We start from the raw sequence: 26,463 nt of genomic DNA, 5'->3' as shown, positions 1-26,463 counted from the left end.
GACCGCGTGCGGTTACTGGCGGCGTGCCGTGATGCCGTGCCCCGACGTCCGTATTTAAGAATTGTCAAAGCCCAGCGTCAGTGCGATGGCGCACGGAAACGCGCGATTCACGGACGTACCGTGTAGCCATCACAACGGGCCAGCCCATGCAGCGAGGCCGTCAAAGCCGGCGCGCGGTGCTCGGCGTCGTTGAACTTATTGACTGCTGGGGAAGGCGATGAACTGGAAAACGCTGGAATTCGATCAGCTTTCGGCGCGCGAGTTGTATCTGGTCTTGCGTGCGCGCAGCGCGGTGTTCGTGGTCGAACAGTCGCACGTTTGTCTCGACGCCGATGGCCGGGATGAAAACGCGCTGCATGTGTTCGCGGTGGAGGACATGTCGCGGCCCATGCCGATTCTGGCCTACGCGCGCCTGCAACCCGGCGACGCGGAAGATCCGGAGATCACCATCGACAAGGTACTGACGAGCCCGCTGCGGCGCGGCGACGGCACCGCCGAACTATTGCTCGAACGCGTGTTGCAGGCGATTGCCGACCGTTGGCCGGGGCATGCCGTGCGTGTCAGCGCGCCGCTCGGTCTGCGCGGTTTCTATGAGCAATTCGGTTTTCGCAAGACAGAAGGGCCCTATCTCGAACATGGCGTGCCCTTCATTGGCCTTACACGCCCGGTGCGCGGCAGTCAGCCGCTTTTCGGCGGACGGCGCCGTGAGCGCGACAGCGCGGTGCTTGTCAATACGTTCGAAATGCTGTGATCGCGTGGATGCTCCCCGCGCCCGGCAGCGCCGACGTGTACGACGTCCATTCGCCTTTGCGTCGGACTCCGAGACAATGTGGCGGGACGTACATATCGATCATGCAGCGTTTGTTGTAATGGCTTGAAAGCGTTCGCGCAGGTTTCGTTTATTCGGGGAAAGCGTAATGCATGCGCAAGGATTGTCCCAGCGCACATACGCTTAAGGGGAGCGTTTGTGAACAGTCAATCCAAGTTGGATCGTGTCAACCGAGTCGCATGGAATTCGTCTGATGCCGAACGCGTGATGACGTTCGGTAAAACCTACTCCGACCCCGGCGAGCAGGCCGCATTCAATTGGCTCGCACCGCGTTGCGCGGGCCAGCCCTTACTCGATATCGGGATCGGCGCTGGCCGCACGATTCCGCTGATGACGGCCATCTCCGCCGACTATATCGGCGTCGACTACACCCAGAAACTGCTCGATCTCGCTAAGGCGCGCTATCCCGAACGCGACCTTCGGCATATGGACGCGCGCGACATGTCCGAGCTGCCTTCGGATCATTACGCGCTCGCCGAGTTCAGCTGGAATGGTATCGACTGCGTCGACTACGACGATCGCGTGAAGATTCTCGAAGAGATGTATCGCGTGGTGCGGCCCGGCGGGTACGTGCTGTTTTCGTCGCACAACCGCGGCGGCCCCGGCTACCGCGAGAATATCTGGCAACTGCTGCCGCAATTTTCGTTCAATCCGCTGAGACTCGGCTGGCGCACGCTGCGCTCCATGCGACGCTTCCAGCTCGGCACGCTGAACTATCTGCGCAACGTGAAGCTGAATCATGACTACGGCGGCTACGCGGTGAAGACTGCCGCGGCTCACAACTTCGGCATTGTGATCGTCTACACGACGCTGCGGGAGCAGCGCCGGCAACTGGCGCAGGTCGGCTTGCAGATCGACGCCGTGTTCGGCAGTAGCGCGGGCGATCGCATTCCCGACGAAGTGGAAGAGAGCGACGCGTGGTGGTTTCACTTCATCGCGCACAAGCCGCTCGCCGCCTGCCGCTTCGACTGACGACGGCAGGGATGAAAGCACGACTGTAGGCGGAGCACGGCAGTACGCACGACAACATAAAACAATGAACCGGGCCGGCTGGACCGGATAGGGGACCCGCACATGAATCGCATCGTAGAACCAGGCAATCCGCTTGCGTCGGTCGGGGGCGTCGGCGAAACGGCCACGCGTTTATCCGTGCAGCCGGTGATTCTCGCACAGGGCTCGGGCACACGATCGTCGCCGTTATCGCGCGAACGCGATCCGAAACGCTCGGTCGACCTCACGGGCGATGGGTCGCGGCTCGAAACCATGCTGAGCCGTCTCGACGCGTCGTTCGTCGTCGCGCAACACACTACACCGTCATCCATCGCGCGATCTTTTGCGGCGCCGCTGGTGATCTGCTGCGAGGACCTGCATCGGCAAACGCGCGAAGCCGGGGAGCAGCTCGCACGCCCGGGCCGGCCGGTGCGCATGGTGCTCGAACCGATGTCGCGCGATACCGCGCCCGCGCTCACCGTTGCAGCGCTCGCCGCGTGCGCGGCGGCTGTGGAAGGCGACGATCCGCTCATCGTCGCGCTGCCTGCTGATTACCTGATTGCCGATCAGGTTGCGTTCGGCGCGGCGCTCGCCGAGGCGTTCGAGCACGCGACGCGTGGCGCGATCGTCACGCTCGGCGTGCCGCCCAAGCGCGCGGAAACCGGCTACAGCTATATCCGTACGGGAATGGCGCTCGGCAAGCGGGGTGCCCGCGCCATCGAACGGCTGGCCGAAAAGCCCGATCCCGAACTGGCCGAACGCTATGCCGCATCCGGCAATTACTGGTGGAACAGCGGTATGGTCGTGGCGCGCGCATCGGTGTGGCTCGCGGCCGTCGCGCTCTGCCAGCCGGCAATCGCCGAGGCCTGCGCGGCCGCGTTCGAGCATGCCACGGTGGATGGCGACGGCACGCTGCATCTGTCCCGCGATGCGTGGGCCCTGTGTCCGTCCGCTTCGATCGACTGGGCGGTAATGGAGCGAATCGGCACCGACGCGCGGCTCGCAGGCGTCGCCGTGCCGTTCGTCGCGGGACACGCCGAAAAGAGCACGCGGGATTCGGTGATGCGGGTCACGCGCGGCGAGGAATGCTTCATGCTCGCGGCGAAAAACCCGTCGGCATATGTTCCTCCCGGCATCGCGCATCGGCTCGAAAAGCTGGCCATGACGCCGCGAGAAATGATCGAGGTCCAATCAGGCGGCTACCCGGGTGAAGCCGACATCGTGCGTGTCGAAGACCCGTTCGGTCGCAATCTGGAGAGCGCTCATGCACGCAAAGCTGCATCACGCTGAGACGCCGCACCTCGTGCAGGCGTCTTTCGACGAGCGGCGTTTTCGTCACGCGTTGGGACGCTTCGCGACCGGCGTCGTGGTGATCTCGACCGGCAGCGGCGACGATCTGCATGCGATGACCGCCAACGCCTTCATGTCGGGTTCGCTCAAGCCGCCGCTGATCGTCGTCTCGGTCGGGCACCGGGCGCGCATGCACGAGCGTCTGATGGACAGCCCGCTGTTCGGCGTGAGCGTGTTGTCCGAGGCGCAGGAGCCACATAGCCGCCACTTTGCCGGCGAGCCGCAGAGCCGGCTCGCGCCGCGCTTCGCGGCGGTCGAGGGGCTCCCGGACGTGGTGCTGCTCGAACACGCGGCGGCGCGTTTCGCCGCGCGCGTGGTGGACCGGCACCCTTGCGGCGACCATACGCTGTTCGTCGGCGAGGTGCTGGTGTTCTCGCTCGATGAACACGCGCCGCTGATCTTTTTTGGCGGGCGTTACGGATCGGTGGCGGCGCCTGAGTCGATGCAGCGATCGACGGCGGTGTCCGCGCAGGACTCGCCGCCGCTCGCCGCGAGCGCCTCCTGATGCGCGCGTCAGCCGTCATTTCCCGCCAGTTCCTTTCCGCCGACGCGTGGTGGATCAGACAAATCATCTCGCAACGTGCGTCTTCGCACTATGCAAACAGTGCAATGCAGGCACGCTTGAGACGCAAGCTTATGGCCCATGGAAATATGCGGCGTTACAAGAAAGAAACAATTCTTCAGAGGGATAACCCTGTTAGGACGTTTCCCGACTGGCGCAAGCGTTTCGAAGCTAGCAACGTATCGTAGAAGAACTAAGTGACGTCAATAAAACGAGACATAAGGGCCGCACGATCAACAGGCTACGCGGGGGCAAACACCGCTTCGGGGAGAGTTTCATGGAACAGGCAAACAAAGATCGATCGCTCGTGAGCAAAGTCATGGACGGACTGGTCACGGGCATCGTCGAAGAGAAATACGGCGCCATACTGCCACCGCAGGATGTGCTGTCGAAGGAGTTCGACGTCAGCCGCACCGTCATGCGCGAGGCGCTGTCGATGCTGCTCGCGCGCGACATGCTGGACGTGCGGCCGAAAATCGGCACGCGCATCCGCTCGATGAGCGATTGGCGCATGATCGACGAAGACGTCGTGAACTGGCGTTTTCGCGCGAAACCCGATCCGCTGTTTTTGCGCGACGTGATCGAGTTTCGTATCCTGATCGAACCGCGCGCCTCGGCGCAGGCGGCCGCGCGCGGCAGCGCGGCGGATATTGCCGCGATCCGCGAGGCGTTCGAAGCATTCCGCGCGATCCGGCCGAGCGAGCCGGGCTATCAGGAGGCGGACGAACTGTTCCATACCCGCATCGTGGTCGCGAGCGGCAATCAGTTCTTCAAGCAGATGGCGGCGATCATTCGCGGCGCGCTATCCACTGTCAATCCCATCGTGACCGAAAGGGACGGGGACGGCCTATGGGAAAAGGCGGTGAAAACCCATCAGCGTGTGGTCGAAGCGATCGAACGGCGCGATCCGAAGGAAGCGGAACTCGCCTCGCTTGCAATGATCGACTACACCACCGAAGAAATCAGCGGCCAGTTTTCCCCGGAACCGCCGGCACACAGTTGAGCGTCGTCGCTGCAGCGGCACGCTGGGTCTTTAATTTTTCCTTGTGAGACTGTGCGATACGAGAGGCGCGCGTTCACGCCCACGCGATAGCGTGCGGCATGCGCGACAATAGCGCCTGTTCTGAACTGCATGGACTCGAAGGAACGATGACAATCGCAACGCAGGAAATCCCCTCGGACGGCACGATCCGCTGGGGAATCGTCGGGACGGGCCGGATTGCCCGTCGCTTCGCACAAGGTCTCGCTCATGTGCCGCACGCGCAACTGACCGCGCTGTGGTCACGCCGCGCGGAACCGGCCATCACATTCGCCGGGGAATTCGGCGGCGAGGTGTGCGCGAGTTTCGACGCGCTGCTCGCCAGCGGTATCCACGCGCTCTATATCGCCACCGTTCAGGACAGTCACGCCGACTACGCGATCGCCGCGCTGCAAGCCGGCCTGCACGTGCTGTGCGAAAAACCCGCCACCATCAATCAGCCGCAGCTCGAACGCGTGCTCGATGCCGCGCGCGCCGCGCAACGGCTATTCATGGAAGCCATGAAGCCGCCCTTTTATCCGCTCTACAGAAAGTTGCGCGCGCATCTAGATGCCGAACCGATCGGCGCGGTCGGTCTGGTGCGGGCCGGCTGCTCGGTGCCGGGCGTGCCGGACGATCACCCGTCGCTGTCGTTCGAGCACGCGGGCGGCGCGCTGCTCGACATCGGCATCTACGAGATGTTTCTCGCCGTCGACTGGCTGGGCGCGCCGCTTGAGGTGCAGACGCTGGGGCGGCTCGGCGCAACCGGCGTCGATACGTTCGCGAGCCTGAACAGTCAGCACGAGGGCGGCATCGCCCAGTTGTTTTGCGGGCTCGATCTGCATGGCAAGGGCGACGCGCTGCTGATGGCCAAAGGGGGCCACGTCACGATTCACGAACCGTGGTGGAATCCGTCGCGCGCGACGATCCGTTATACCGATGGACGCGTGGTCGAACTCGACGAGCCGTTCGAAGGCGGCGGCCTGAACTACGAGACCGCGCACTTCTGCGAACTGATCAGGGCGGGGCAGATGGAAAGTCCGGTGATGCCGCACGACAAGTCGCTGCACATGATCGCGATGGCCGACGCGGCGCGCGCGGCGCTCGGTTTGAAGTTCGCCGGAGAGTAGCGTCGCCGGCGTTGCCGCATTGCGCGCGGCAGCGGTGGTAGGATTCGCGCGGGCATGCGGAGAGAAAAAACGCTCCACGTGTCCGCCGCTTTCGAATTCCTTCCAATGGAGCCGCCTGCCATGCGCATGCTCGGAAAACTGTGGCAAGACAACAAGAGCGTCGTCGCGTTTCTCTTCCTGATGGTGTTGTTTCGCAGCGCCGTTGCCGACTGGAACGTCGTGCCGAGTGGCTCGATGCTGCCGACGATCCGCGAGGGCGACCGGATCTTCGTCGACAAGATGGCCTACGATTTGCGCGTGCCGCTCACGCATATCGCGATCGCGCATCTGCACGATCCGCAGCGTGGCGATATCGTGACGATCGATTCATCGGCGGCGCGCGAGTTGATCGTCAAGCGTCTGATCGGCTTGCCCGGCGACAGCGTGGCGATGCGCGAGAACGTGCTGTACGTGAACGGCGTGCGCGCCGATTACCAGCCGCTCAAGCTCAAGCCGCTGCCTGGCGACGCCGCATCGCCCGGCGATTACCTAACCGAACGCTTCGACGGCGTCACGCATTCCGTGCGGCTCGCGCCGCAGGCGCCGAGCCCGCGTGATTCGTTCGGGCCCGTGGTCGTGCCGCCCGGCGAGTATCTGATGCTCGGCGACAATCGCGACGACAGCGCCGATTCGCGTTACTTCGGCTTCTTTCCGCGCAAGGAATTGATGGGCCGTACGCGCCGCGTCGCGTTTTCGCTCGACCCGGACCACTACTACACGCCGCGCTTCGAGCGCTTTGGCGCGCCGCTGGATCCGGCGTCTTCTGTCGCCAGCCGCTAAATCAGAAGCGCCGGGTGCTCAGTGGCGCGACGGCAGCGCAAGGCGCCGTTCGTACCAGCGTTGCACGCTCTCGAGCACCTGACACAACACCCAATAAACGGCGGCCGCGGCCAGATACAACGGCAGCGGCTGATAGGTCGACGCGATGATCTCCTGCGCGCTGCGCAGCAGTTCCGTGACGGTAATCACCGACACCAGCGAGGTGTCCTTGATCAGGCTGATGAGACTGTTCGACAGACTCGGCACGGCAATGCGCAACGCTTGCGGCGCGATCACGTAGCGCAATGTCTGGCGTCGCGAGAGTCCGAGACTGTAGGCAGCGAGCCATTGACCGTTCTGAATCCCCAGGATCGCGCCGCGCATGCTCTCCGACAGATACGCCGCCACGTTGGCGGACAACGCGATCACGCCGGCCGGCGTCGGATCGAGCGATATGCCGAAACTCGGCAAGCCGTAATAGATCACGAAGATCTGCACCAGCAGCGGCGTGCCGCGCATCACACTCACGTAAATGCGCGCGATCCAGTTCAGCACGCGGTTGTGGCTGACGCCCATCAACGCCAGCACGGCGCCGGCGATCAGGCCGAAGATCATCGACAGAACCGCGAACTTGACCGTCAGGACGGCGCCCTGCGCGAGCACAGGCAGCGATTCAACGAGCAGGGAAGTGGTGGACATGAGCTGAGCGGTGGACGGGTTAGGCGCGCAAAAAGCGCGCATCATAAACGTTGCTGTAGAAGCGCGAAGGGCGGCATCGTCGACGATGCCGCCCTTGCTTTCAGTCAGCGCGCATTACTTGATCGGCTTGCTGACGTCGATGCCGAACCACTTGTCCGAGATCTTCGCAAACGTGCCGTCAGCTTCGAGCTGGGTCATTGCGTCGTCGATCGCCTTGGCGAACTTCGGGTTGCCCTTTTTGAACGGAATGCCGGAAGGATTGCCCGCGCCGACATTCGCGCCCGTGCGCAGCGGCAGTTGCGAGTTCTTCATCAGGTAGGCGAGCATCAGGCGGTCGTTGAGCGCCGCGTCGAGACGGCCGGCGGCCAGATCGCGCAGATATTCGGGCGCGCCCGGGTACGTCTTCACGTCGATGCCCGGCACCGACTTCGCCATGTCCATGTAGTTCGTGCCCAGACCGACGCCGAGCTTCTTGCCCTTCAGGTCGTCGAGCGACTTGAACTGGCGCGTGTCGTCCTTACGCTGGATCAGTTGCGCGGCCGAATACGTGTAGGCCGGCGAGAAGTCGAGCGCCTGCTTGCGTGCGTCGGTGATGCCGACCTGGTTGACGATCACGTCGAACTTGTTCGCCTGCAGACCGGCGATGATGCCGCTCCATTCCGTCGTCACAAATTCCGGCTTCACGCCGAGCTTGGCCGCGACAGCCTTCGCGATGTCGACGTCGTAGCCGACCAGCTCGCCCGACGGCGCTTTCGAATTGAACGGCGGGAAGGTGCCTTCCAGACCGATGCGCAGTGTGCCGCGCTGCTTGATCTGATCGAGGAGGTCGTCGGCATGGGCGGCGACTGCGGTGAACGACGCGCCGATCAGACCGGCGACGAGAATCTTTTTAACCAAGCCAAATTTCATCGAGTTCCTTTTTGTTCGTTCGGCGTTTTAGCAGACGAAAGCATAGCAAAGCAGACTATCGAAATCTAAATATCGTTTGTTTATGTCTATATTCCGGGCGTGGGGCGCGGGGCGCGGGGCACGGGGCACGGGGCGCGGGGCGCGGACATGCACGTAGGACGGAGCACATCGAGGGTGCCGCGCCGCACCGCGCGGCGCCCTAGGGCGGGCGCTGGCGCGGCGTTCTGCGGAACTGGGTTCAACGCAGCGCTTGCGCGCATTCGGCGACGAGCGCCGGTCCGCGGTAGATAAACCCGGTATAGAGCTGCACCAGCGACGCGCCGGCTGCGAGCTTGGCACGCGCGTCGTCACCGGAAAAAATCCCGCCGACGCCGATGATCGGCACCGCTTCGCCGACTTCCGCGCGCAGCTTGCGGATCACTTCATTCGACGCGTCGAACACCGGCTTGCCCGACAGGCCGCCGGCTTCGTCGCCGTATTGCATACCGGCGACGGCCGTGCGCGAGAGCGTGGTGTTGGTGGCGATCACGCCTTCGAACTGGTGGCGCAACAGCGTGTCGGCGATCGACTTGATCTGTTCGTCGTCGAGGTCCGGCGCGATTTTCAGCGCGAGCGGCACGAGCTTGCCGTGCATGTCGGCGAGACGCTGCTGCTTCTCCTTGAGCGCCGCGAGCAGCGCGTCGAGTTCGCCCGCGCCTTGCAGCTGGCGCAGATTCTTCGTGTTCGGCGATGAGATGTTCACCGTCACGTAGCTGGCGAACGGATAGACGCGTTCAAGACAGTACAGGTAGTCTTCGGCGGCGCGTTCGATCGGCGTGTCGGCGTTCTTGCCGATGTTCAGGCCGAGAATGCCGCGATAGCGCGCCGCCTGCACGTTCTTCACGAACTGGTCGACGCCCGCGTTGTTGAAGCCCATCCGGTTGATCACGGCATTCGCCTGCGGCAGACGGAACATGCGCGGGCGCGGATTGCCCGGTTGCGCGCGCGGCGTCACCGTACCCACTTCGATAAAGCCGAAGCCGAGCGCGGCGAGGCCGTCGATGCAGGCGCCGTCCTTGTCGAGGCCCGCGGCGAGTCCCACCGGGTTGCGAAACGTCAGCCCCATCACGGTGCGCGGCGCATCCGGCACGCGCGGCGCGAGGGCGCCGGCGAGACCGGTGCGGCCGGCCGCGCCGAGCATGCGCAAGGTGAGATGGTGAGCGTCTTCCGCGTCCATGCGAAAGAGTTGGGCGCGTACAAGCGGGTAGAGGGAACTGAACACGGGACGAAGCCGGGCGGCCGGAAAATGGGAACCCGCCATTTTACCGGCTTTGCGCTTTTAATGAGACCGACTGGCGGGATTAGGCGGCGGCCCGAGCGGATTGCCTGCTTGCCGTGTCGAGGCTACGGCTTGAGTGGCGGGCGCTTGCCGTGAATCGCGAGATCGACCGGCGGCAGATCCACGCCGGTGGGATCGAGCACGCGCCAGGCGCCGTCGATCAAACCTTCGAGCGGCCGGAAATTCGCCTTGTACGCCATCTTCGGACTCTCGCGAATCCAGTAGCCGAGATACACGTAGGGTAGCTTGAGACTACGCGCCTGCTCGATCTGCCAATAGATGTTGTAGGTGCCGAAACTCGTGTTCGGCAGCCCCGGTTCAAAAAACGTGTAGACCGAAGAGAGTCCGTCACCGAGGATATCGATCATGCTGATCATGCGCAGAATGCCCGGCGCATCCGGCCGGTCCGGCAGCGGCTCGCGGAATTCGACCAGCCGCGAGTTGATCCGGCTCTGCAACAGGAACTGTTCGTATTGGTCGCGGCTGTCGCGATCCATGCCGCCGCCCGCATGCCGCGCCGACTGATAGCGCATGTAGAGCGCGTAGTGCTCTTCGTCGTAATGGAGCGGCGCGACGGTGGCGACCAATTCGCCGTGCTTCTTCCAGACGCGGCGCTGCGTGCGGTTCGGCTCGAACTGGTCCACCGGCACGCGCACCGGCACGCAGGCGCGACAGCCGTCGCAATACGGCCGGTACGTGAACACGCCGGAGCGCCGGAAGCCGGCCTTGACGAGGTCGGTGTAGACGTCGGAGTTGATCAGGTGACTGGGAGTGGCGACTTGCGAACGCGCGATGCGGCCGTCCAGGTAACTGCAGGGATAGGGCGCTGTCGCATAAAATTGCAGCGCCGAAAGCGGGGAAAGAGGCAGCTCGTTGGGATGAGTCACGTTGGCAGCTCTCGAAGCGTCTCTGGTAATGCAAACCCGGCGCCCTGCGGTCGACGACCCGCGGCTCACGACCCGTGGTTCGGTGGGCGAGGGATCCGGATTCGGCCTGATTCTTCCTACGACGCTGGCGCGACGACCTCGAGCAACGCGGTCTTGTCGAAGCGCCAGGGAATCGGCGGCGCCGCGACCGACGCGCGAACATGCGCGATGAACGCCTTGCGCGCTATCTCGCGACCGCCTAGCGACGCCAGATGCGACGTGTTCTGCTGGCAGTCTATCATTTCTATTTCGTGACGGCGCAAGTGTCCGACAAGCGCGGCCAGCGCCATTTTCGACGCATCCGTGACCTCCGCGAACATGGATTCGCCGAAGAACATTTTGCCGAACGACACGCCGTACAAACCTCCCACGCGCTTGCCTTCGAACCAGGTTTCGATGCTGTGCGCATCGCCCACACGATGCAGCGACGAGTACGCTTCGACCACATCCGCGGTGATCCAGGTGCCGCGCTGTCCGCGTCGCGGCGCCTGCGCGCAGGCGCGCATCACGGCGGCGAAATCATGGTCGACGCGGATTTCCCACGCATCATCGCGCAGCACGCGCCGGAGCGTTTTGCGCAGCGACGGCGCGACCTTGAATTCGGCGGGGCGCAGGATCATGCGCGGGTCGGGACTCCACCACAACACCGGCTGGCCGTCCGAATACCAGGGAAAGATGCCGCGCCGATAGGCGTCGATCAGCCGTGACGGCAGCAGGTCGCCGCTGGCGGCGAGCAGGCCCGGCGCGCCGCTGGTCGCGCCGAGCGCGCGTTCGACGGGCGGAAACGGGTCGTCAGGGCCGAGCCAGGGAACCATGCGCGCCGCTCAACCTTCGCGCAGCGAGCGGAAGATGTCGCCCGTGTGCAGGCCGAAGCTGCCGGCGGCGCGGTCGGCGAAAAAGAAACGCAGGGTCTGGCCGACGGTGGGAAAGGCAATCTCGTCCCAAGGGATTTCATGTTCTTCGAAGAGTTTCACTTCGAGGCTTTCTTCGCCGGCGGCAATGTCGAGATCGAGCAGGCGCGCCATGTAGAACAGATGAACCTGATGCACGTGCGGCACGTTCAGTAGCGAGAAGAGGTTTTGCACTTCGACGCGCGCGCCGGCTTCTTCCAGCGTTTCGCGCGATGCCGCTTCGGCGGTCGTTTCACCCATTTCCATGAAGCCCGCGGGCAGCGTCCAGTAGCCGTAGCGCGGCTCGATCGCGCGACGGCACAGCAGCACCTTGTCGTCCCACACCGGAACGGTGCCGACCACGTTGCGCGGATTCTGATAATGCACCGTGCCGCAACTGCCGCATACGAAGCGCTCGCGGTTGTCGCCGGGCGGAATGCTCAGGCTGACACCCTGGCCGCAGACAGAACAGAATTTCATAGGAAGGGGACGAGAAAGGGTGACAGGAGTTTATCACCGGGGCGAAGTTTTTCTCAGGTCGCAAAATCACGGCGAGCGGGATTGGGTGGGCGACGAGGCCGGTGCGGAGGAACGAGCGCGCCAATCGCGCACGGCCCAACTGTTTGGTTCGGAATCCCGAGCATCTCGCGCGTGAGGGCCGATCCGTGGGCGCGCATGGTGTCGCGGACGAATGATCCGTGTTGCAAGCCGATGCTGGGATGGATGCTGAAAGAACAGCAATACAACCCGGGTGGTGCGCTACGCGGTGTAAAACTTGTCAAACCGTTTGGGGAAAACAAAAAAGGCCTGCCGGTTTGGCAAGCCTTGAATGTTGTTTTCGACGTCTCCAACCAACTTGATGAACTTGGTTGCGGGGGTAGGATTTGAACCTACGACCTTCGGGTTATGAGCCCGACGAGCTGCCAGACTGCTCCACCCCGCGTCCGTCGAAGAAAAGATTATAGAACAAAGCCAGTAGGGTTGCAATACCTATTTAAGAACCGGCTTCAATCCACGAAACATGCGTCGGCGCGTGCGTAATTGCCTAAGTCGCTGCGCGCATGGCTTGCGTCGCATGCCGGAAGGCGCCCGTAAGGCGCTGCGCTAGAATTCAGATTCCTCCCGCGACGCCGCCTTGGCCGCACGGCAGCGCGCGCTCCACCTCTTACCACGCTCTGAACTCCATGGATATCGCTCACGACCTGCAGGTGATTGCCGCTCAGGAACACACGCTGGTGTTCCCACAATTCGACGCCGACCGCGCGTGGCAAGTCGGCGCCTATCTGCACGAGGTCGCCAAGGCGCGCGGTATCCCCGTCGCGATCGACGTGCGCACCTTCGGTCAGCCGCTGTTCTTCAGCTTGCTCGACGGCGCGACGCCGGACAATATCGATTGGGTGCGCCGCAAGAGCAACACGGTCGCGCATTTTCGCCGCAGTTCGTACGCGATCGGCCTGAAGTTGCAGCAGGCCGGCGGCACGCTCGCGGACAAGCACGCTTTGGCTGCCACGGAATATGCGTCGCATGGCGGCGCGTTTCCGTTGACGGTGGCGCACGCGGGCGTGATCGGTTCGATCACCGTGTCGGGTCTGCCGCAGCGCGCCGATCACGAGCTGGTGGTGGAAGCGCTGTGCGCGCATCTCGGCCACGACTACAGCAAGCTCGCGCTAGCAAAGGCCTGAGCCGATGCGGCTGCCTCCTTATGCTTTGCTCGGCATTGCCATCGTGGCCGAAGTGATCGCGACCTCCGCGATGCGGGCGTCGGAGGGCTTCTCGCGGTTCCTGCCTTCAGCCGTGGTCATGGTCGGCTATGGCGTGGCGTTCTATTGTCTGTCGCTCACGCTGAAGAGCATTCCGGTCGGCATCGTCTACGCGGTGTGGTCCGGCGCCGGCATTGTGCTGATCACGCTGGTCGCGGTGCTGCTGTACCGGCAGGTGCCCGACGTGCCGGCCGTCATCGGCCTCGGGCTGATCGTTGCCGGCGTTGCCGTGCTGAACATGTTTTCGAAGATGCAGGCGCACTGAGCCGTTGCATCGACACCGGCGCTGCAGGCGTTCATTTGCAGCGCACGATCATCGAGCGATTTTTCACGTTGGCCGAGACAACGTTCGTGACGCTGCCGCCCGCCGTGCCGCCTTCGTCATTGTCTTTGGAGACGATGTCGTAGCCCGTCGCGCCGCAGGCCTTGCCGGCCTGCACGTAGCACGAAGCCCAGCTGGAAGCGGCGTCGGCGCCGCTGCAATTCACGGCGAAGCCGGTCTGGCCGTTCGGCAGGTTGATCAGCGAGGTGGTGTTCGACGATGCGCAGGCGGCAAGGCTCGCCGCGCCGAGCAGCACGGCGGCGGAAAGGGCGGCCGTGAGCGGGCTGCGGCGAACGAAAGCCGGCGCTGCGCCGGTTCGAAGGCGGTTGAAGCGGCCGGCGCGGCGCAGTTGCGTCATGAAATGCATCGTGATGTTTCCTTTCAGATTGATATTCGGGTCGCCACGTGGATCGAGAACGCCTGTCGACGCTCGGAACAAGCTCAGGGTGTTTCGATCGTAATGCCCGCCGCGCTGACCATCCGGCGGCTTTGCTCGCCTTCTTTGGTGGCCGCGTCTTCCCAGATGCTGATGGCTTTTGGAATGTCGATGCCATGGCTCTCGGCGTACGCAAACCAAGTGTTCGCCGCATCCGGTTCGGGCAATTCGTGGCTTTGCAGAAAATATTTTCCCATATTGCGCTCACTGAACTCGAAAAGGCGTCGTCGTGGCAGCACGGACCGTGCCGATGATCCGGTTCGACCGGAGCGGGCCGAACAAGTGCGGTCGGCTGCATCGCCGGGTCGCGCTGCAGAACTAATCGGCTCGCGACGCGCCTTACATACTGGTTGGCCGCGCGCAGACGCGCGTGCTGCTCTGGCACGCACGGACGCAGCCGGCAATATGCAGGTCGACGCACGGGCAGACATATCGCACGCGGTTCGACGCGGCGCCCACCCATGATTTGCAACGAGGAGAACGAATATGGCTGAACGGGTCAGCGGCCCTTACCGCGGTTATTACATCAGCGCCACCGCGCGCCTCGTGCCGGCGGCCGACGCGCCGGCCGCGACCGCAAGCAACGCGAGCGGGACTTACGTCGGCTCGGTGAGTCTGGCTGAACACGGTCCGGACGATCCTCACCGCATGGAAACCTTGCTCGAACTCGGCGACGGCCAGCGCTTCGGCAGCGAAGAGGAGGCGCTCGTCTTCGTCGAGCAGGCGGCGCGTGATTACATCGACCGCCTGCTGGGAAGCGCTTGATGGCGGTGCGCAAGGTGAAGAAAAGCGTCGCCGGGCCTGTCGGCAAAACCGCTGATGAAAGCGCTGCGGCAGGCTGGACCTCGGTCCGGCCGCGCGAGTACCATAACGACGTTCTCCGGGGCCGGCCGGTTTTTGCCTGCGCCGGTTTCCCGTCGGATCTTTCTGATGAGGCAGCCATGGAAATTCGGTTTCCCGCGGACGCGCCTGCCTACCGCGACTCGAATCTGACCGTAGTCTTTCCCGCGCTGGTGAACGGCGAACGAGTGCCGTGCGCGATCTCGGTCGAAGCGCTCGAAGATCACTTCGGCGCCTACTCCGAGGACCTGGAAGGCTGGATGCGCGCTTTCGACGCCGGACGTCCGCGCATCGAAGCGGTCGCGCGCGAGCACTTGCAGATCAGCAACGGCACGCCTGTGTTGCTGAAGAGTGGCCACTTTCCGCCAGGCAACGTGGCGGGGTAGTCGCGCTGCCCGAGCGAGCGTGCGGCCATGCGGACTCCGTCGCAACGGCAGCGGATTGGCGGGTCAGACGCGCTACGGCGGTGAGCAATCCGCCACAGAGCGGGCCGTGCGAGCCACAGCGAGTTCGCATGCGCCGACCCGATGCGCCCGAGGCTGCACAACATCGCACAACTCGCAAACGCCACGCGCGCAATCCCGACGACCTTCGCGCTCTCGTTCAAGCCGCGCTCGCGGCGCTTCCGTTTGCTCCCGCATTTGCCGATGCCGCCTCGCGCGCGGCATCGAATGCGTGGCGAATGCCTTCTTCGTAAGACGTTCTGGCGATCGGGCCGATCAGTTCGGTCAACGCCGAGTCGTCGAGCACGAGCGGTTCGGTCATCAGGTAATTCATTTCCACCAGCTCCCGCATCAACGGGTTGAACAGGCCGAGCACGCGCAGCAGGGTCTTGCCGGCGACCATCAGCTTCGGTTGGCGGCCGGCTAGCGCATAAGCCTGCCGCGCCACTTCGCGCTGCGTGATGATGCCCGCGCCGGCGAGGTGCCACCAGCGCCCATACGCCTCGGGCGTGCGCGTGAGCTTTTCGATCACCGGCCCGATATCCGGCAGATAGATGAATTCATGCGGCACATCCACCGGGCCGATCACCTGCGCGCGCTTGCCGGTCGCCGCCGCTTCGAACACGCCGTTCAGCAGACTGCGCTCGATCTTCGGGCCGTAGAAGTCGGGCAGGCGCAGCACGAGCGTCGAGAGACCGTCGCGTCCATGTGCCGCCAGCACCAGATTTTCCTGCGCGAGCCGCATTTGGCCCTTGAACGTGTGCGGCTCGCGCGGATGATTTTCGCGGATCGGATTGCCGCGCGCGCGGCCGTACGGATACACCGTGCCGATCAGAATGAAGCGTTCGACGCCCGCCGCCGTCACGCCCGCCAGCGTTCTCTCCATGAGCGGCGGATGCGCGGCGAACTGATCGTAGGGCACGCCGACCAGATAGATCACCGTCTGCAGATCCTGCGACGCCGCGCGGATCGAAGCGGGGTCGTCCGGATTCCACGTGACGATTTCCGCGTGCGGATCGTGGCCGAACGCGGCCTCGAGCGGCGCGCGCGAGCGGCCGACCACCCGGTAATCGCGGCCCGCCGCGCTGAGCGCCGCCGCGATGATCTGACCGGCCGCGCCCGCGGCGCCGAATAAACCCACCTTGCCCGTGACTTGCATGACGACTCCTTGAAGCGGCGCCGCATCGCGTCCGCATGGATTGTGACTGATGATCTGAAATTTAATGAACATCGTTCAGTGAACAGTGTTCAGTTTAATTTGACTTTTCAGTTTGTCAACCCGAGAATGTTCGTCATGGGAATCGCTGAACGAAAAAACCGCCAGAAACAGGCACTGCGCGAACGCATCCTCGATGCCGCGCGGCGCATCGTGATGCGCGAAGGTTTTGCCGCGCTGTCCATGCGCAAAATCGCCGACGCCATCGAATATTCGCCGGCCACGCTGTACCTGCATTTCGCAAGCCGCGACGAGATCGCGCAAGCGTTGTGCGCGGAAGGCTATGCGCAACTGCTGCAGACATTCGTGCCGCTCGCGGGCATCGCGGATCCGGTCGAGCGGCTCAAGGCGCTCGGCCGGGCCTACGTGGCGTTCGGTGTCGCGCATCCGGAAACGTACCGGCTGATCTTCATGGAAGATCCGAGCTACACCGGCGCGGCGCTGGGCGGCGCGGCGAAGGGTAAGGCGGTGGCGGATTCGGCCAATGCCGGCGCGGCGTTAGGTGGTGCGGCGGCGAGCGCCGCGGTGCAGAGCGCGGATCCCGCAGCGACGGCGGCTGACGAAGCGAACGGCGACACGGCCGCTACCGGGGACGATCCCGGCGAGGCCGCGTTGCACATCATGATTTCCGCGCTCGAAGAACTCAAAGCGGCGGGGCGTCTGTCGGCGTCGATGGACGTGGCGGTGTGGGCCGAGGCGTTCTGGGCGAACTTGCACGGCATCGTCGCGCTGAATCTGACGTGTCCCGTGTTCCCGACCGCGCCGCTCGACACGGTGGTGGGCATCGCGCTCGACGCCTGGTTGGGCGCGTCGCACGCAATGCAGGCGCCGGGCGCCGCGGTCACCGCTGGCGCACGCAGGAAAAAATCCCCTGAAACGCGTACCGGGTCGCCAGCGCATTCGGACAACGATCGCGCCGCGCAGCCTTCAGCTAAAAAACCGGCCAAAGCCGCAGCGAGCGATGTCGCCGCGCCGGCCGCGAGGCGCAAAAGCACAACTGCGTGATAACGTTCAATCCCACCTCAATTTGCGCGGTTGCGCTTAGCTCGCCATGTCCATTTCCGCCTCGCCCGCCGTCAGCGACGAAGTCGCGACTTTCGTAGCCAACCGTATCGGTTTCATCGAACTGGACAGGCCGAAGGCGCTCAATGCGCTGTCGACCGGCATGATTCGCTCGATGCACGCGGCGCTCGATCAGTGGCGCGAAGATCCGGACGTGCTCGCCGTCGTGGTGCGCAGCCGGCACCCGCGCGCGTTCTGCGCGGGCGGTGACATCCGCTTTCTGTATGAGTCGGCGCAGCGCGGCGAACAGGATGCGCGCGACACGTTTTTCATCGAGGAATACCGGCTCAATCACGCCATCTTCACCTTTCCGAAACCGTATATCGCGTTGATGAACGGCGTCGTGATGGGCGGCGGCATGGGCATTTCGCAGGGCGCGCATCGCACCGGCGGTCTGCGAGTCGTCACGAATTCGACGAAGATGGCGATGCCGGAAACCCGTATCGGCCTGTTTCCGGACGTCGGCGCGGGTTGGTTTCTCGCCCGCACGCCCGGCGCGATTGGCCGCTACCTGGCAGTGACCGGCGAAACGATCGGCGCGGCCGACGCGCTTTACGCGGGTCTCGCCGACGCGTACATCGACGACGCGGCCTTGCCCGCACTGGTCGACACCTTGCGCAGCGAGCGTTTCGAGCGGGGCGCGGACGTCGTGGCGTGCATCGAACGCGCGGCGCTCGCGCATCAGGTCGTGCCGCAGCCGGAGGCGTCGTCGCTGGCGAACGGGCGGGCGTTGATCGACCGTCACTTCGCCTTGCCCGACGTCGCGCGGATTCTTGCCTCGCTCCAAAGCGAGCGCGAAGCCGCCGATTGGGCCGAACAGATGATTGCGGTCTTGCGCGAACGCTCGCCGCTGTCGATGGCGGTATCGCTGGAAGTGGTGACGCGCGCCGAGGGTTCGATGGCCGACGTGCTACGTGGCGACCTCGATCTGACGCGCTCGAGCTTTCTGCACGGCGACACGATCGAAGGCATTCGCGCGCGCATCATCGACAAGGACAACGCCCCGCGCTGGCGCTTCGCGCGCATCGAGGATGTGATTGCCGCCGACGTCGAGAAGATGTTCGACAGCCCGTGGCCGGCGAACGAGCATCCGCTGCGGGATTTGCGCGGTTAAACCCGAAGAATTGAAGCCAGGCGGGAAGCTATGACGCGCGTAACGCGCGGCATAGCGCCGTTTGCCAACGGCCAGCGGCCAAACCGCCCAAGCCGTTTATTCCTCGTCTTCGCTCGCCATGAAGGCGCGCATAAACACGAGCGCGCCCCAGCCCCACATCGCATTCGCAGCGAACCCCACGGAGAGGCGCGGCAGCATGTTGCCGCTCGGCCAGATTCCGCGCAGCGGGTCGATTACGAACACGCTCGCCGCCGTCAACACAATGCCGCCGAACACGAAAGCCGGCACCCACGGCGCACGCCGATGCGGCGCGACGCGCAACAGCCACGCCATCAGCACGGCCCAGAACGCGCTCCAGATCGCGTTGGCAATGAACTCAGGCAAGCCGAGCGGTAAAAACGGCGCAGTCGAAAAGCCGGTCGGCTCGATCATCCCGGCTGCGTGCAGCAGCGCCAGCGTCGATTCGTGGAAGAACAGGGAAGCCAGAAAACCGGCGACGAACGGCAGGATGAGTTTTTGCATGCATTGCACCGCCAGGATACAGGCGGCGTGGTTCGCATGGCCTGTACCGGATTATTCGGAAAACGTGCGCCATTATATCTAGACGTACCCCTTTTCCAGCGTACACACCGCGCAACATCCGTATGCTTTAGCGTCGGGCTAATCACGAAAGTGGAAAACCTAAGCTAAAAAAAATCGTTCAAAAGCCGCAGCCCGATCCATAGACTGTTTCTCCATGCAGACGGCGTTTGCCGCTGTCGCCGTTTAATCGAGCGCATGACGCGCACGTTTGGTCGAGGGAAGCCGTCGCGATGTCCTGCCTGATGCCGATCTTCATCCGCCGCATGGCGCACGCGCGCCGGCCGGTCCGTTGTCGCCGCTAGCGCGCAACGACACCGCATTTTTCCGTCTCTTTGCGCCGCACCGTCCGGCTGTGTGCCGGAGGGATGCGCGCGGCCGGCGTGTGCGCGAACGCTCGACGCATCGTCTTCATTCAATCCAGTTTCGTCCATGCAGGAGCAGCAAATGAATGTGTTCTGGTTCATTCCGACTCACGGCGACAGCCGCTATCTCGGTACGTCCCAAGGCGCACGCGCAGCCGATTACGACTATTTCCAGCAGATCGCCGTCGCCGCCGATACGCTCGGCTACGAGGGCGTGCTGCTGCCGACGGGCCGCTCGTGCGAGGACGCATGGGTCGTCGCGTCGAGCCTGATCGCCGCGACCAAACGCCTGAAGTTTCTGGTGGCGATCCGCCCGGGCATCTCGTCGCCGGGTCTGGCCGCGCGCATGGCGGCGACCTTCGACCGGCTGTCGAACGGGCGTCTGCTGATCAATGTCGTGACCGGCGGCGATGCCGCGGAGCTGGAAGGCGATGGCGTGTTCGTCGACCACGACACGCGCTATGAAATCACCGACGAATTCCTGCACATCTGGCGCAAGCTGCTGAGCGCCGCGCATACCAACGACGCGATCGATTTCGAGGGCAAGCATCTGAGCTCGAAGGGCGGCAAGGCGTTGTATCCGCCCGTGCAGAACCCGCATCCGCCGCTGTGGTTCGGCGGTTCGTCGCCGGCCGCGCACGAGATGGCGGGCGAGCATATCGATACCTATCTGACGTGGGGTGAGCCGCCCGAAGCCGTGGCGAAGAAGATCGCCGACATTCGCGCGCGCGCCGCGGCGCATGGCCGCCAGATCAAGTTCGGGATCCGTCTGCATGTGATCGTGCGCGAGACCGAAGAAGAAGCGTGGGCCGCCGCCGACAAGCTGATCAGCAAGCTCGACGACGAGACCATCTCGCGTGCCCAGGCCTCGTTCTCGAAGATGGACTCCGAAGGCCAGCGCCGCATGGCCGCGCTGCACGGCGGCAAGCGTGGCGGCCGCGCGGAACTGGAGGTCTATCCGAATCTGTGGGCGGGCGTGGGCCTCGTGCGCGGAGGGGCGGGCACGGCGCTGGTCGGCAATCCGGAGCAGGTGGCGGCGCGCATGAAGGAGTACGCCGAACTCGGCATCGACACCTTCATTCTGTCGGGCTATCCGCATCTGGAAGAGTCGTATCGCTTTGCCGAACTCGTGTTTCCGTTGCTGCCGAATCGTCGCAACAAGGTGTCGAATGGACCGCTGTCGGGGCCGTTCGGCGAGATCGTCGGCAACAACTATCTGCCGAAGGCGGCCAGTTCGAGCTGAATCTCGAATCTGGTGCGTGCCGCACCGGGCACGCTCGGTCATCGATAAGCAATGAGGAACGGGAAACATGGCTGAATCCACTGTGAGCGCCGCGCGGCACGAAGGCGCCGAGGCCGGCGCGGCTTTGCACACGTGGCGCCGGATCGGCGCGCATTTCGCGCCGTGGCTCGCGCCGCTCGCGATTCTGCTGGCGTGGGAATTCGCCGCGAGAAGCGGCGTGCTGTCGACGCGTGTGCTCCCTGAACCGCTCGCGGTCGTCAAGGCCGCGTGGTCCCTGATCCAGTCCGGCGAAATGTGGGCGGACGTGAAGGTCAGCACGTGGCGCGCGGTGTCGGGTTTTGCGATCGGCGGCGGCATCGGCCTCGTGCTCGGACTCGCGACCGGCTTGTTCAAGCCCGCCGAGATCGCGCTCGACTCGACCGTGCAGATGATCCGCAACATCCCGGCGCTGGCGATGATTCCGCTCGTGATTCTGTGGTTCGGCATCGAGGAGGAGGCGAAGGTGTTTCTCGTCGCGCTGGGCGTGTTTTTCCCGATCTACGTGAACACCTTTCACGGCATCCGCTCGGTAGATGCCAATCTGATCGAGATGGCGCGCAGTTATGGCGTGAAGGGTTTCGCGCTGTACCGGCACGTGGTGCTGCCGGGCGCGTTGCCGTCGATTCTCGTCGGCGTGCGTTTCGCGTTCGGGCTGATGTGGGTCACGCTGATCGTCGCCGAAACCATTTCCGCGCAATCGGGCATTGGCTACATGACCATGAACGCCCGCGAATTCCTGCAAACCGATGTGGTGGTGGTCGGCATTCTGCTCTACGCGGCGCTCGGCAAACTCGCCGACGTGCTGGCAAAAAGCCTCGAACGCGTCTCGCTGCGCTGGCATCCGGCTTATCAAAGAGGAGCGAAATCATGAGCGCCACGATCTTGTCCGCGTCGTTCGGCGGGATTGCCGGCAGCGATCTCGAAGCCGAGTTGGCACACGCTCGTAACGTCGATCACGACGCGCACGAAGCGGCTGCTCTCGAATATGCCGATGCGGTGCATCATCATCGACCGCGTGTCGACGCGGGACTATCGACCGGCGCGCTGTCGCGCAACGGCGCACGCCGTGCCGCGGATTATTCGGTGGAGTTGCGTGGCGTGGGCAAAAGCTACGGCGAGCGTCAGGTGCTGTCCGACTTCAATCTGTCGATCGAGCGCGGCAGTTTCGTGGCGATCGTCGGCCGCAGCGGCTGCGGGAAATCGACCTTGCTGCGCCTCGTCGCTGGATTGGAAAAGACCAGCTCGGGTGTACTCGAAAAGCGCACCGAAGACGGCGGGTCAATCGACACTCGCATCATGTTCCAGGATGCGCGCCTGCTGCCCTGGAAGAGCGTGCTGCAAAACGTGATGCTCGGCCTCGGCCGCGGCGCGCGTGAGGACGCGCGTGCCGTGCTCGCCGAAGTCGGCTTGCTGGAGCGCGCCAACGATTGGCCCGCGCAGCTTTCCGGCGGTCAGCGTCAGCGGGTGGCGCTGGCGCGGGCGCTCGTGCATCGGCCGCAATTGCTGTTGCTCGACGAACCGCTCGGCGCGCTCGACGCGTTGACGCGCATCGAAATGCACGCACTGATCGAGCGCCTGTGGCGCGAGCATCAATTCACCGCGCTGCTGGTCACGCACGACGTGCACGAAGCCGTGGCGCTCGGCGACCGGATTTTGCTGATCGAAGAAGGGCGCATCGCGCTCGATCAGCCGGTGCCGCTCACGCGTCCGCGGGCGCGCGCGTCGGCCGGTTTCGCCGCGCTCGAAGAACATGTGTTGCAACGCGTGCTGAAGACGGCGCCGAATGACGACGCGCTGTCCCATCACGCGTACGACGCACGTGACGAAGGCCGTCTCAGGCGGCCGACAGAGGTCCGTTGGGCCGTCTGACATTGCTTGACTGACTGTTTCTAAATCGCTTTTCTGGAGTCAATCGATATGGGCATTTCCGCAATCAACGTACGCAATCAGTTCAAAGGCAAGGTCAAGGAAATCATCCGCGGACCGGTCGTGTCCGAAGTCGATGTGGATACGCCGTTCGGTATCGTCACTTCGGTGATCACCACGCGCTCCATCGACGAACTCGAGCTTGCGGTCGGCTCGGAGGTGATCGCGCTGGTGAAGTCGACGGAGGTGTCGATCGCGCGCTTCTGAGGTTCGCGCAATTCAGCCTCGCGTTATTTCGCGTTCGCGCCGCTGGCGGGCGGCTCGTGCGTCATTTTGTCGTTGGTCGGCTTGCTCGGGCGCTTGATCGGCATGTTGTCCGGATTGCTCGAGCCGCCTGAGCCGGAAGCGGCCTCGGGCGGCTTGGCCATCGACGAGTTGTCGTTTTGCGGCGCTGTCTGCGCCGGCTTTTGCTGCGTTTGTGCCGGTTTCGCCGTCTGTGCGAATGGCGTCACGGTGCCGCTTATGCCGAGGCCTGTCGCCAGCGCGACGCCCATTGCCAATACCGCCCATCTGCTTCGCTTCATATCCGTCCTCCCGGGCGATATCGCCTTACGGTTTCGGCGCCGCCGCGCGCCGGTGGAATCATGTTTTCCACGCATTTCGCGTGCCGCGACGCGCCCCTGCATACGTCCCCGAAACTTGCTAGGATGAATTGAGCATGCAGACGGAGACGGCCATGTCAAAGTCATTGAGTCCCGAAGCGGTGGAAGCCTTGCGGCGTCTGAACGACGTCGGTGTCGGACAGGATGCGCCGAAGCTGGCGCAGTCCGTGACAGCCGAATTGCTGGCCGGCGGCCTGGTCGCCGAGGCGAGCGGCGGCGACGTCGAGATCACCTGCAATGGCCGGCAATATCTTTCGGGCGATTGCGATTAATCGTCAGCGCGAGGGCGGCCTGACGTTCGGGCCGGATCGATCCGCGAGCCGTCGAGCGTGCTCGCCGGACAAGTCTGGCCGTCGCATTGGCGGCGCCACTATGGAGGCGAAGATGGAGCCGAAGGGTCTCGACATGGGGGACTACCAGGAGCGCTATCAGGACTACGACATCGAGGTCGCCGTCGAACAGGTGCTGACGGGCGTCAAAGCGCATTTTCGGGTGTTGCGGGGTGAGGCTGTGGTGGTCGACTGGCGGCTCGTGCATATCGACACCTTATGGTGCACCGAGCATGCCGCGGCCGAGGCGGGCTTCCGCGCGGCGCGCGAAGTGATCGACACGGGCGGCCTCGACGCCGCGCCGCACATGCCTTCCGCACTTGGGTGAAAGTGCGCGCGCGTCCGATCAAGCCGGCTGTCCCGATGCGGGTGCAATGATGCAAACGCAACTGGGCGCCGGCATCCATACTGCATGCGCGGCGCCCAGTTTACCGGTTGCCCTCGTGAGGCAGCCGGTTCAACGGCAACTGCTTAGTGGCCGAAGAAAACCGATTGCGGGCCCGAAACCGGCTCTTTGGCACCCGATTGCGACGACACGTTGTTCACGCCGCCGTAGGCATTCGATTCAGCGTTGGCACGTTCAGCTGCCACGGTTTGTGCGTTCTGGCCTTGTTGCGAAGCCGGTGCGCCGACCGACGGACGATACGACGGCGCCGGGCCGTAGCCGCTAGCAAAAGCGGGAGCGGCGATCGAGGCAGAAACAGCAACCAGCAGGGCGGCGATGAGCTTGGTCTTCATGGTGTGACTCCGATAATGTTTCGACTTCAATTCAGGAAGGCGTCGCAGGGGGCAGTGAGGTGTGTCTGCAACGTCGATGGAAGGCAGTGTATACCCCTACTATCGAAAATTTGTATCGATAATCTGAAAGTACTGTTCTTGGATTTGAAATAATCAGCTAGAGGCAGGCGGAGCAAGCGTCCGCAGTGGTTCGACCCCACGGGCCAAGCGGTTTGGGACGTCAAAGACCCGGGTAGCGGTGGGGGTTAATGGCCTTGGATAGCATGGCGCGGATCGAATTTCGTTTGGATTCGTCGCCTTGGAGAACACCTCGATGGACCTGTGGATTCAGCCGTGCGCGGACTGCTTCGAGCTCTATGGCTTGCCTTCCGCGCATCGCCCGCATGACAACCTGACGCTAAACAGTCGTGGGGCGGTGAAAGACGGGCGCGCGGAGGAGCATTACACGTGCGTGCGTTGTCGAGCGGCGTTCGCGCGTGTCGTTGCCGGTGAACCTCGACAGCAGGTATGGCTGCTACTGAACGCCGGGCAGCATTAATGACCTGACCGTCTTGCGAGGGGCAACCGTTTCAGGTGCTTTCGTGAATCCGCTGTAAAGTTTTCGGCGCGGCTGCCGAAAACGGGAGCATGAAATACTTCTTCGACTCCAGGCTCGCCGATCGATACGGCTATGGGATGGCGGTGTATATCGCCGCCGAGACTTCCGATCTGCAGCGCGCCATCGATTTGACTAACGCGCGACGCCTGCGCGCCGGCCGACGCCTGCTCGAAGACGCGCGTATTGAGGACGTGCTTTCCGCCATGCTGAATACCGGCTTGCTGAAGGCTAAAACGGACGAGGGCGGAACCAACGTTTCGGGGGCGACTCGCTGAAGCTCGGCGGTTGGTGTTAAAGCAACTGAAGCGTGGGCGACGAGTATCGCGCCCCCGCGCCGGCGAATTTGCGCCTTGCGGTAAAATCGGTGTTTTGAATCAAGCCGTCTGGCCGCCCCATGTCTTCACCGCACACTCCCAGCCCGCGCCGTGTATCGGTCGCACCGATGATGGACTGGACCGATCGTCATTGCCGTTCCCTGCATCGCGTGATCTCTCGCCATACGTGGCTTTACACGGAAATGGTGACGACCGGCGCGCTCTTGCACGGCGATGTGCCGCGCCATCTTGCCTTCACGCCCGAAGAAGCGCCGGTCGCTCTGCAACTCGGCGGCAGCGAGCCCGACGACCTCGCGCGTTCGGCGAAGCTGGGCGAGCAATGGGGCTACGACGAAATCAATCTGAACTGCGGTTGCCCGTCCGAACGCGTGCAGCGCGGCGCATTCGGTGCGTGCCTGATGAACGAGCCGCAGCTCGTTGCCGATTGCGTGAAGGCCATGCGCGATGCGGTGTCGGTGCCGGTCACCGTGAAGCACCGCATCGGCGTGGATGCCGTGGAAGAGTATGGATTCGTGCGCGATTTCGTCGGCACGATTGCGGACGCCGGTTGCAACGTGTTCATCGTGCACGCTCGCAACGCGATTCTCAAGGGCTTGAGCCCGAAGGAAAATCGCGAGATTCCGCCGCTCAAATACGAGTACGCGTATCAGTTGAAGCGCGATTTTCCGCATCTGGAGATCATCATCAACGGCGGCATCAAGACGCTCGACGAAGTCGAGACGCATCTTCAACACGTGGACGGTGTGATGCTCGGGCGCGAGGCTTATCACAATCCGTACGTGCTAGCCGATGTCGATGCACGCTTCTATGGGTCGACGCAAACACCACTCACGCGCGAGCAGGTCGAAGCGAAGTTGATCGAGTATTGCGCCGCTGAGATGGCGCGCGGCACGTATCTCGGCGCCATCACGCGCCATGCGCTCGGGCTCTATCGTGGGGAAGCGGGCGCGCGTGGCTGGCGTCGCGTGTTGTCGGATAGCAAGCGTCTCGCCGCGCGCGATCTGACCATCTTCGATGAGGCAAGACAGCATCTGCGCGAGCCGATCGAAATTTTTGAATAAAGGACTAGGCAAACGAGATTCTTGTTCGTATAATCT

Annotated in this window: 34 protein-coding genes and 1 tRNA gene; 22 read left to right on the top strand and 13 right to left on the bottom strand. The window is 63.7% G+C overall.

The window, feature by feature from the left end; all coding sequences use genetic code 11:
• Positions 1 to 217 precede the first annotated feature (217 nt).
• The 7 genes from B0G73_RS23455 to lepB all read left to right on the top strand — a co-directional run bounded on the left by B0G73_RS23455 (position 218) and on the right by lepB (position 6,698).
• Positions 218 to 751 (top strand): GNAT family N-acetyltransferase, encoded by a 534-nt coding sequence (locus B0G73_RS23455; RefSeq protein WP_106283630.1) that lies wholly within the window; start codon positions 218 to 220, stop codon positions 749 to 751.
• Between the two features lie 216 nt (positions 752 to 967).
• Positions 968 to 1,801, top strand: a complete 834-nt coding sequence (locus tag B0G73_RS23450; RefSeq protein ID WP_106283629.1) for a class I SAM-dependent methyltransferase — start codon at positions 968 to 970, stop codon at positions 1,799 to 1,801.
• 102 nt (positions 1,802 to 1,903) lie between these two features.
• A complete protein-coding gene (locus B0G73_RS23445) occupies positions 1,904 to 3,109 on the top strand; it encodes a sugar phosphate nucleotidyltransferase (RefSeq protein WP_106283628.1) in 1,206 nt (401 codons plus the stop codon).
• Entirely contained in the window at positions 3,084 to 3,674 is a 591-nt protein-coding gene (locus B0G73_RS23440; protein ID WP_106283627.1) for a flavin reductase family protein, read from the top strand. The genes B0G73_RS23445 and B0G73_RS23440 overlap by 26 nt, the downstream gene beginning before the upstream one ends.
• Positions 3,675 to 4,008: 334 nt before the next feature.
• Positions 4,009 to 4,734 carry a FadR/GntR family transcriptional regulator gene (locus tag B0G73_RS23435; protein ID WP_106283626.1) on the top strand — a complete coding sequence of 242 codons (726 nt, stop codon included), beginning with the start codon at positions 4,009 to 4,011 and terminating at the stop codon, positions 4,732 to 4,734.
• A gap of 146 nt (positions 4,735 to 4,880) precedes the next feature.
• On the top strand, positions 4,881 to 5,879 hold the full coding sequence (locus B0G73_RS23430) for a Gfo/Idh/MocA family protein (RefSeq protein WP_106283659.1): 999 nt from the start codon (positions 4,881 to 4,883) through the stop codon (positions 5,877 to 5,879).
• A gap of 120 nt (positions 5,880 to 5,999) precedes the next feature.
• Positions 6,000 to 6,698: a signal peptidase I gene (lepB, locus tag B0G73_RS23425; RefSeq protein ID WP_106283625.1), complete on the top strand. Its 699-nt coding sequence runs from the start codon at positions 6,000 to 6,002 to the stop codon at positions 6,696 to 6,698.
• A gap of 18 nt (positions 6,699 to 6,716) precedes the next feature.
• Here the strand turns inward: lepB and B0G73_RS23420 are convergent, their stop codons facing one another.
• The 6 genes from B0G73_RS23420 to B0G73_RS23395 form a co-directional block, all read right to left on the bottom strand.
• A complete protein-coding gene (locus B0G73_RS23420; protein WP_106283624.1) occupies positions 6,717 to 7,376 on the bottom strand; it encodes an amino acid ABC transporter permease in 660 nt (219 codons plus the stop codon).
• A gap of 114 nt (positions 7,377 to 7,490) precedes the next feature.
• Positions 7,491 to 8,285 carry a cystine ABC transporter substrate-binding protein gene (locus B0G73_RS23415; RefSeq protein ID WP_106283623.1) on the bottom strand — a complete coding sequence of 265 codons (795 nt, stop codon included), beginning with the start codon at positions 8,283 to 8,285 and terminating at the stop codon, positions 7,491 to 7,493.
• A 238-nt stretch (positions 8,286 to 8,523) separates the two neighbouring features.
• Entirely contained in the window at positions 8,524 to 9,585 is a 1,062-nt protein-coding gene (locus B0G73_RS23410) for a quinone-dependent dihydroorotate dehydrogenase (RefSeq protein ID WP_181196626.1), read from the bottom strand.
• A gap of 83 nt (positions 9,586 to 9,668) precedes the next feature.
• Positions 9,669 to 10,490 carry an arginyltransferase gene (locus B0G73_RS23405; protein WP_106283621.1) on the bottom strand — a complete coding sequence of 274 codons (822 nt, stop codon included), beginning with the start codon at positions 10,488 to 10,490 and terminating at the stop codon, positions 9,669 to 9,671.
• 116 nt (positions 10,491 to 10,606) lie between these two features.
• Complete coding sequence (gene aat, locus B0G73_RS23400; RefSeq protein ID WP_106283620.1) at positions 10,607 to 11,344, bottom strand: leucyl/phenylalanyl-tRNA--protein transferase; 738 nt, start codon at positions 11,342 to 11,344, stop codon at positions 10,607 to 10,609.
• A gap of 9 nt (positions 11,345 to 11,353) precedes the next feature.
• A complete protein-coding gene (locus tag B0G73_RS23395) occupies positions 11,354 to 11,899 on the bottom strand; it encodes an NUDIX hydrolase (RefSeq protein WP_106283619.1) in 546 nt (181 codons plus the stop codon).
• Between the two features lie 243 nt (positions 11,900 to 12,142).
• On the opposite strand from B0G73_RS23395, the gene B0G73_RS40615 reads away from it, so the two are divergent.
• Complete coding sequence (locus tag B0G73_RS40615) at positions 12,143 to 12,307, top strand: hypothetical protein (protein ID WP_181196625.1); 165 nt, start codon at positions 12,143 to 12,145, stop codon at positions 12,305 to 12,307.
• Here the strand turns inward: B0G73_RS40615 and B0G73_RS23390 are convergent.
• Positions 12,286 to 12,362 (bottom strand) — tRNA-Met (locus tag B0G73_RS23390). The genes B0G73_RS40615 and B0G73_RS23390 overlap by 22 nt on opposite strands.
• Before the next feature lie 241 nt (positions 12,363 to 12,603).
• Here B0G73_RS23390 and B0G73_RS23385 point away from each other — a divergent pair.
• The gene (locus B0G73_RS23385; protein ID WP_106283618.1) at positions 12,604 to 13,101 is read left to right on the top strand and encodes a heme-degrading domain-containing protein; all 498 of its coding nucleotides are present in this window, start codon (positions 12,604 to 12,606) and stop codon (positions 13,099 to 13,101) included.
• Positions 13,102 to 13,111: 10 nt separating this feature from the next.
• A complete protein-coding gene (locus tag B0G73_RS23380; protein WP_374957030.1) occupies positions 13,112 to 13,444 on the top strand; it encodes a DMT family transporter in 333 nt (110 codons plus the stop codon).
• 31 nt (positions 13,445 to 13,475) lie between these two features.
• Here the strand turns inward: B0G73_RS23380 and B0G73_RS23375 are convergent, their stop codons facing one another.
• Together B0G73_RS23375 and B0G73_RS23370 are read right to left on the bottom strand one after the other, a co-directional pair.
• A complete protein-coding gene (locus B0G73_RS23375) occupies positions 13,476 to 13,868 on the bottom strand; it encodes a hypothetical protein (protein ID WP_106283658.1) in 393 nt (130 codons plus the stop codon).
• A 74-nt stretch (positions 13,869 to 13,942) separates the two neighbouring features.
• Positions 13,943 to 14,134 carry a hypothetical protein gene (locus B0G73_RS23370; RefSeq protein ID WP_106283616.1) on the bottom strand — a complete coding sequence of 64 codons (192 nt, stop codon included), beginning with the start codon at positions 14,132 to 14,134 and terminating at the stop codon, positions 13,943 to 13,945.
• Between the two features lie 289 nt (positions 14,135 to 14,423).
• On the opposite strand from B0G73_RS23370, the gene B0G73_RS23365 reads away from it, so the two are divergent.
• Together B0G73_RS23365 and B0G73_RS23360 are read left to right on the top strand one after the other, a co-directional pair.
• Positions 14,424 to 14,702: a hypothetical protein gene (locus B0G73_RS23365; RefSeq protein WP_106283615.1), complete on the top strand. Its 279-nt coding sequence runs from the start codon at positions 14,424 to 14,426 to the stop codon at positions 14,700 to 14,702.
• Between the two features lie 176 nt (positions 14,703 to 14,878).
• A complete protein-coding gene (locus B0G73_RS23360) occupies positions 14,879 to 15,163 on the top strand; it encodes a DUF1488 domain-containing protein (RefSeq protein ID WP_106283657.1) in 285 nt (94 codons plus the stop codon).
• Positions 15,164 to 15,380: 217 nt separating this feature from the next.
• Here B0G73_RS23360 and B0G73_RS23355 read toward each other — a convergent pair whose 3' ends face one another.
• Positions 15,381 to 16,379 carry an NAD-dependent epimerase/dehydratase family protein gene (locus B0G73_RS23355; RefSeq protein WP_106283656.1) on the bottom strand — a complete coding sequence of 333 codons (999 nt, stop codon included), beginning with the start codon at positions 16,377 to 16,379 and terminating at the stop codon, positions 15,381 to 15,383.
• Positions 16,380 to 16,514: 135 nt separating this feature from the next.
• On the opposite strand from B0G73_RS23355, the gene B0G73_RS23350 reads away from it, so the two are divergent.
• The gene (locus B0G73_RS23350) at positions 16,515 to 17,441 is read left to right on the top strand and encodes a TetR/AcrR family transcriptional regulator (protein ID WP_106283655.1); all 927 of its coding nucleotides are present in this window, start codon (positions 16,515 to 16,517) and stop codon (positions 17,439 to 17,441) included.
• Positions 17,442 to 17,487: 46 nt separating this feature from the next.
• A complete protein-coding gene (locus B0G73_RS23345; protein ID WP_106283614.1) occupies positions 17,488 to 18,612 on the top strand; it encodes an enoyl-CoA hydratase/isomerase family protein in 1,125 nt (374 codons plus the stop codon).
• A 96-nt stretch (positions 18,613 to 18,708) separates the two neighbouring features.
• Here the strand turns inward: B0G73_RS23345 and B0G73_RS23340 are convergent, their stop codons facing one another.
• A complete protein-coding gene (locus tag B0G73_RS23340) occupies positions 18,709 to 19,134 on the bottom strand; it encodes a hypothetical protein (protein WP_106283613.1) in 426 nt (141 codons plus the stop codon).
• A 504-nt stretch (positions 19,135 to 19,638) separates the two neighbouring features.
• Here B0G73_RS23340 and ssuD point away from each other — a divergent pair.
• The 4 genes from ssuD to B0G73_RS23315 all read left to right on the top strand — a co-directional run bounded on the left by ssuD (position 19,639) and on the right by B0G73_RS23315 (position 22,971).
• The gene (gene ssuD / locus B0G73_RS23330; protein ID WP_106283611.1) at positions 19,639 to 20,799 is read left to right on the top strand and encodes an FMNH2-dependent alkanesulfonate monooxygenase; all 1,161 of its coding nucleotides are present in this window, start codon (positions 19,639 to 19,641) and stop codon (positions 20,797 to 20,799) included.
• A gap of 67 nt (positions 20,800 to 20,866) precedes the next feature.
• Complete coding sequence (gene ssuC / locus B0G73_RS23325) at positions 20,867 to 21,709, top strand: aliphatic sulfonate ABC transporter permease SsuC (RefSeq protein ID WP_106283610.1); 843 nt, start codon at positions 20,867 to 20,869, stop codon at positions 21,707 to 21,709.
• Positions 21,706 to 22,707: an ATP-binding cassette domain-containing protein gene (locus tag B0G73_RS23320; protein ID WP_106283609.1), complete on the top strand. Its 1,002-nt coding sequence runs from the start codon at positions 21,706 to 21,708 to the stop codon at positions 22,705 to 22,707. The genes ssuC and B0G73_RS23320 overlap by 4 nt, the downstream gene beginning before the upstream one ends.
• Before the next feature lie 48 nt (positions 22,708 to 22,755).
• Positions 22,756 to 22,971, top strand: coding sequence for a molybdopterin-binding protein (locus B0G73_RS23315; RefSeq protein WP_106283608.1), 216 nt, complete (start codon positions 22,756 to 22,758; stop codon positions 22,969 to 22,971).
• A gap of 23 nt (positions 22,972 to 22,994) precedes the next feature.
• On the opposite strand, the gene B0G73_RS23310 is transcribed toward B0G73_RS23315, so the two are convergent.
• Positions 22,995 to 23,288, bottom strand: coding sequence for a hypothetical protein (locus B0G73_RS23310; protein ID WP_106283607.1), 294 nt, complete (start codon positions 23,286 to 23,288; stop codon positions 22,995 to 22,997).
• 152 nt (positions 23,289 to 23,440) lie between these two features.
• Between B0G73_RS23310 and B0G73_RS23305 the strand changes: the two genes are divergently transcribed.
• Together B0G73_RS23305 and B0G73_RS23300 are read left to right on the top strand one after the other, a co-directional pair.
• Positions 23,441 to 23,638, top strand: a complete 198-nt coding sequence (locus B0G73_RS23305) for a hypothetical protein (protein ID WP_041758893.1) — start codon at positions 23,441 to 23,443, stop codon at positions 23,636 to 23,638.
• Between the two features lie 112 nt (positions 23,639 to 23,750).
• The gene (locus B0G73_RS23300) at positions 23,751 to 24,023 is read left to right on the top strand and encodes a DUF6566 family protein (RefSeq protein WP_106283606.1); all 273 of its coding nucleotides are present in this window, start codon (positions 23,751 to 23,753) and stop codon (positions 24,021 to 24,023) included.
• A gap of 143 nt (positions 24,024 to 24,166) precedes the next feature.
• Here the strand turns inward: B0G73_RS23300 and B0G73_RS23295 are convergent, their stop codons facing one another.
• Positions 24,167 to 24,433: a hypothetical protein gene (locus B0G73_RS23295; RefSeq protein WP_106283605.1), complete on the bottom strand. Its 267-nt coding sequence runs from the start codon at positions 24,431 to 24,433 to the stop codon at positions 24,167 to 24,169.
• 627 nt (positions 24,434 to 25,060) lie between these two features.
• Here B0G73_RS23295 and B0G73_RS23285 point away from each other — a divergent pair.
• Positions 25,061 to 25,306 carry a hypothetical protein gene (locus tag B0G73_RS23285; RefSeq protein WP_106283603.1) on the top strand — a complete coding sequence of 82 codons (246 nt, stop codon included), beginning with the start codon at positions 25,061 to 25,063 and terminating at the stop codon, positions 25,304 to 25,306.
• 119 nt (positions 25,307 to 25,425) lie between these two features.
• Positions 25,426 to 26,427 (top strand): tRNA dihydrouridine(20/20a) synthase DusA, encoded by a 1,002-nt coding sequence (gene dusA, locus B0G73_RS23280; protein WP_106283602.1) that lies wholly within the window; start codon positions 25,426 to 25,428, stop codon positions 26,425 to 26,427.
• Positions 26,428 to 26,463: the final 36 nt, after the last annotated feature.

It is taken from the genome of Paraburkholderia sp. BL25I1N1 (assembly GCF_003002025.1).
In the GTDB taxonomy this organism is placed as follows: Bacteria; Pseudomonadota; Gammaproteobacteria; order Burkholderiales; family Burkholderiaceae; genus Paraburkholderia.
Note: the sequence above shows the minus strand (reverse complement) of the source record. Positions and strands in the feature narration are given on the sequence as shown.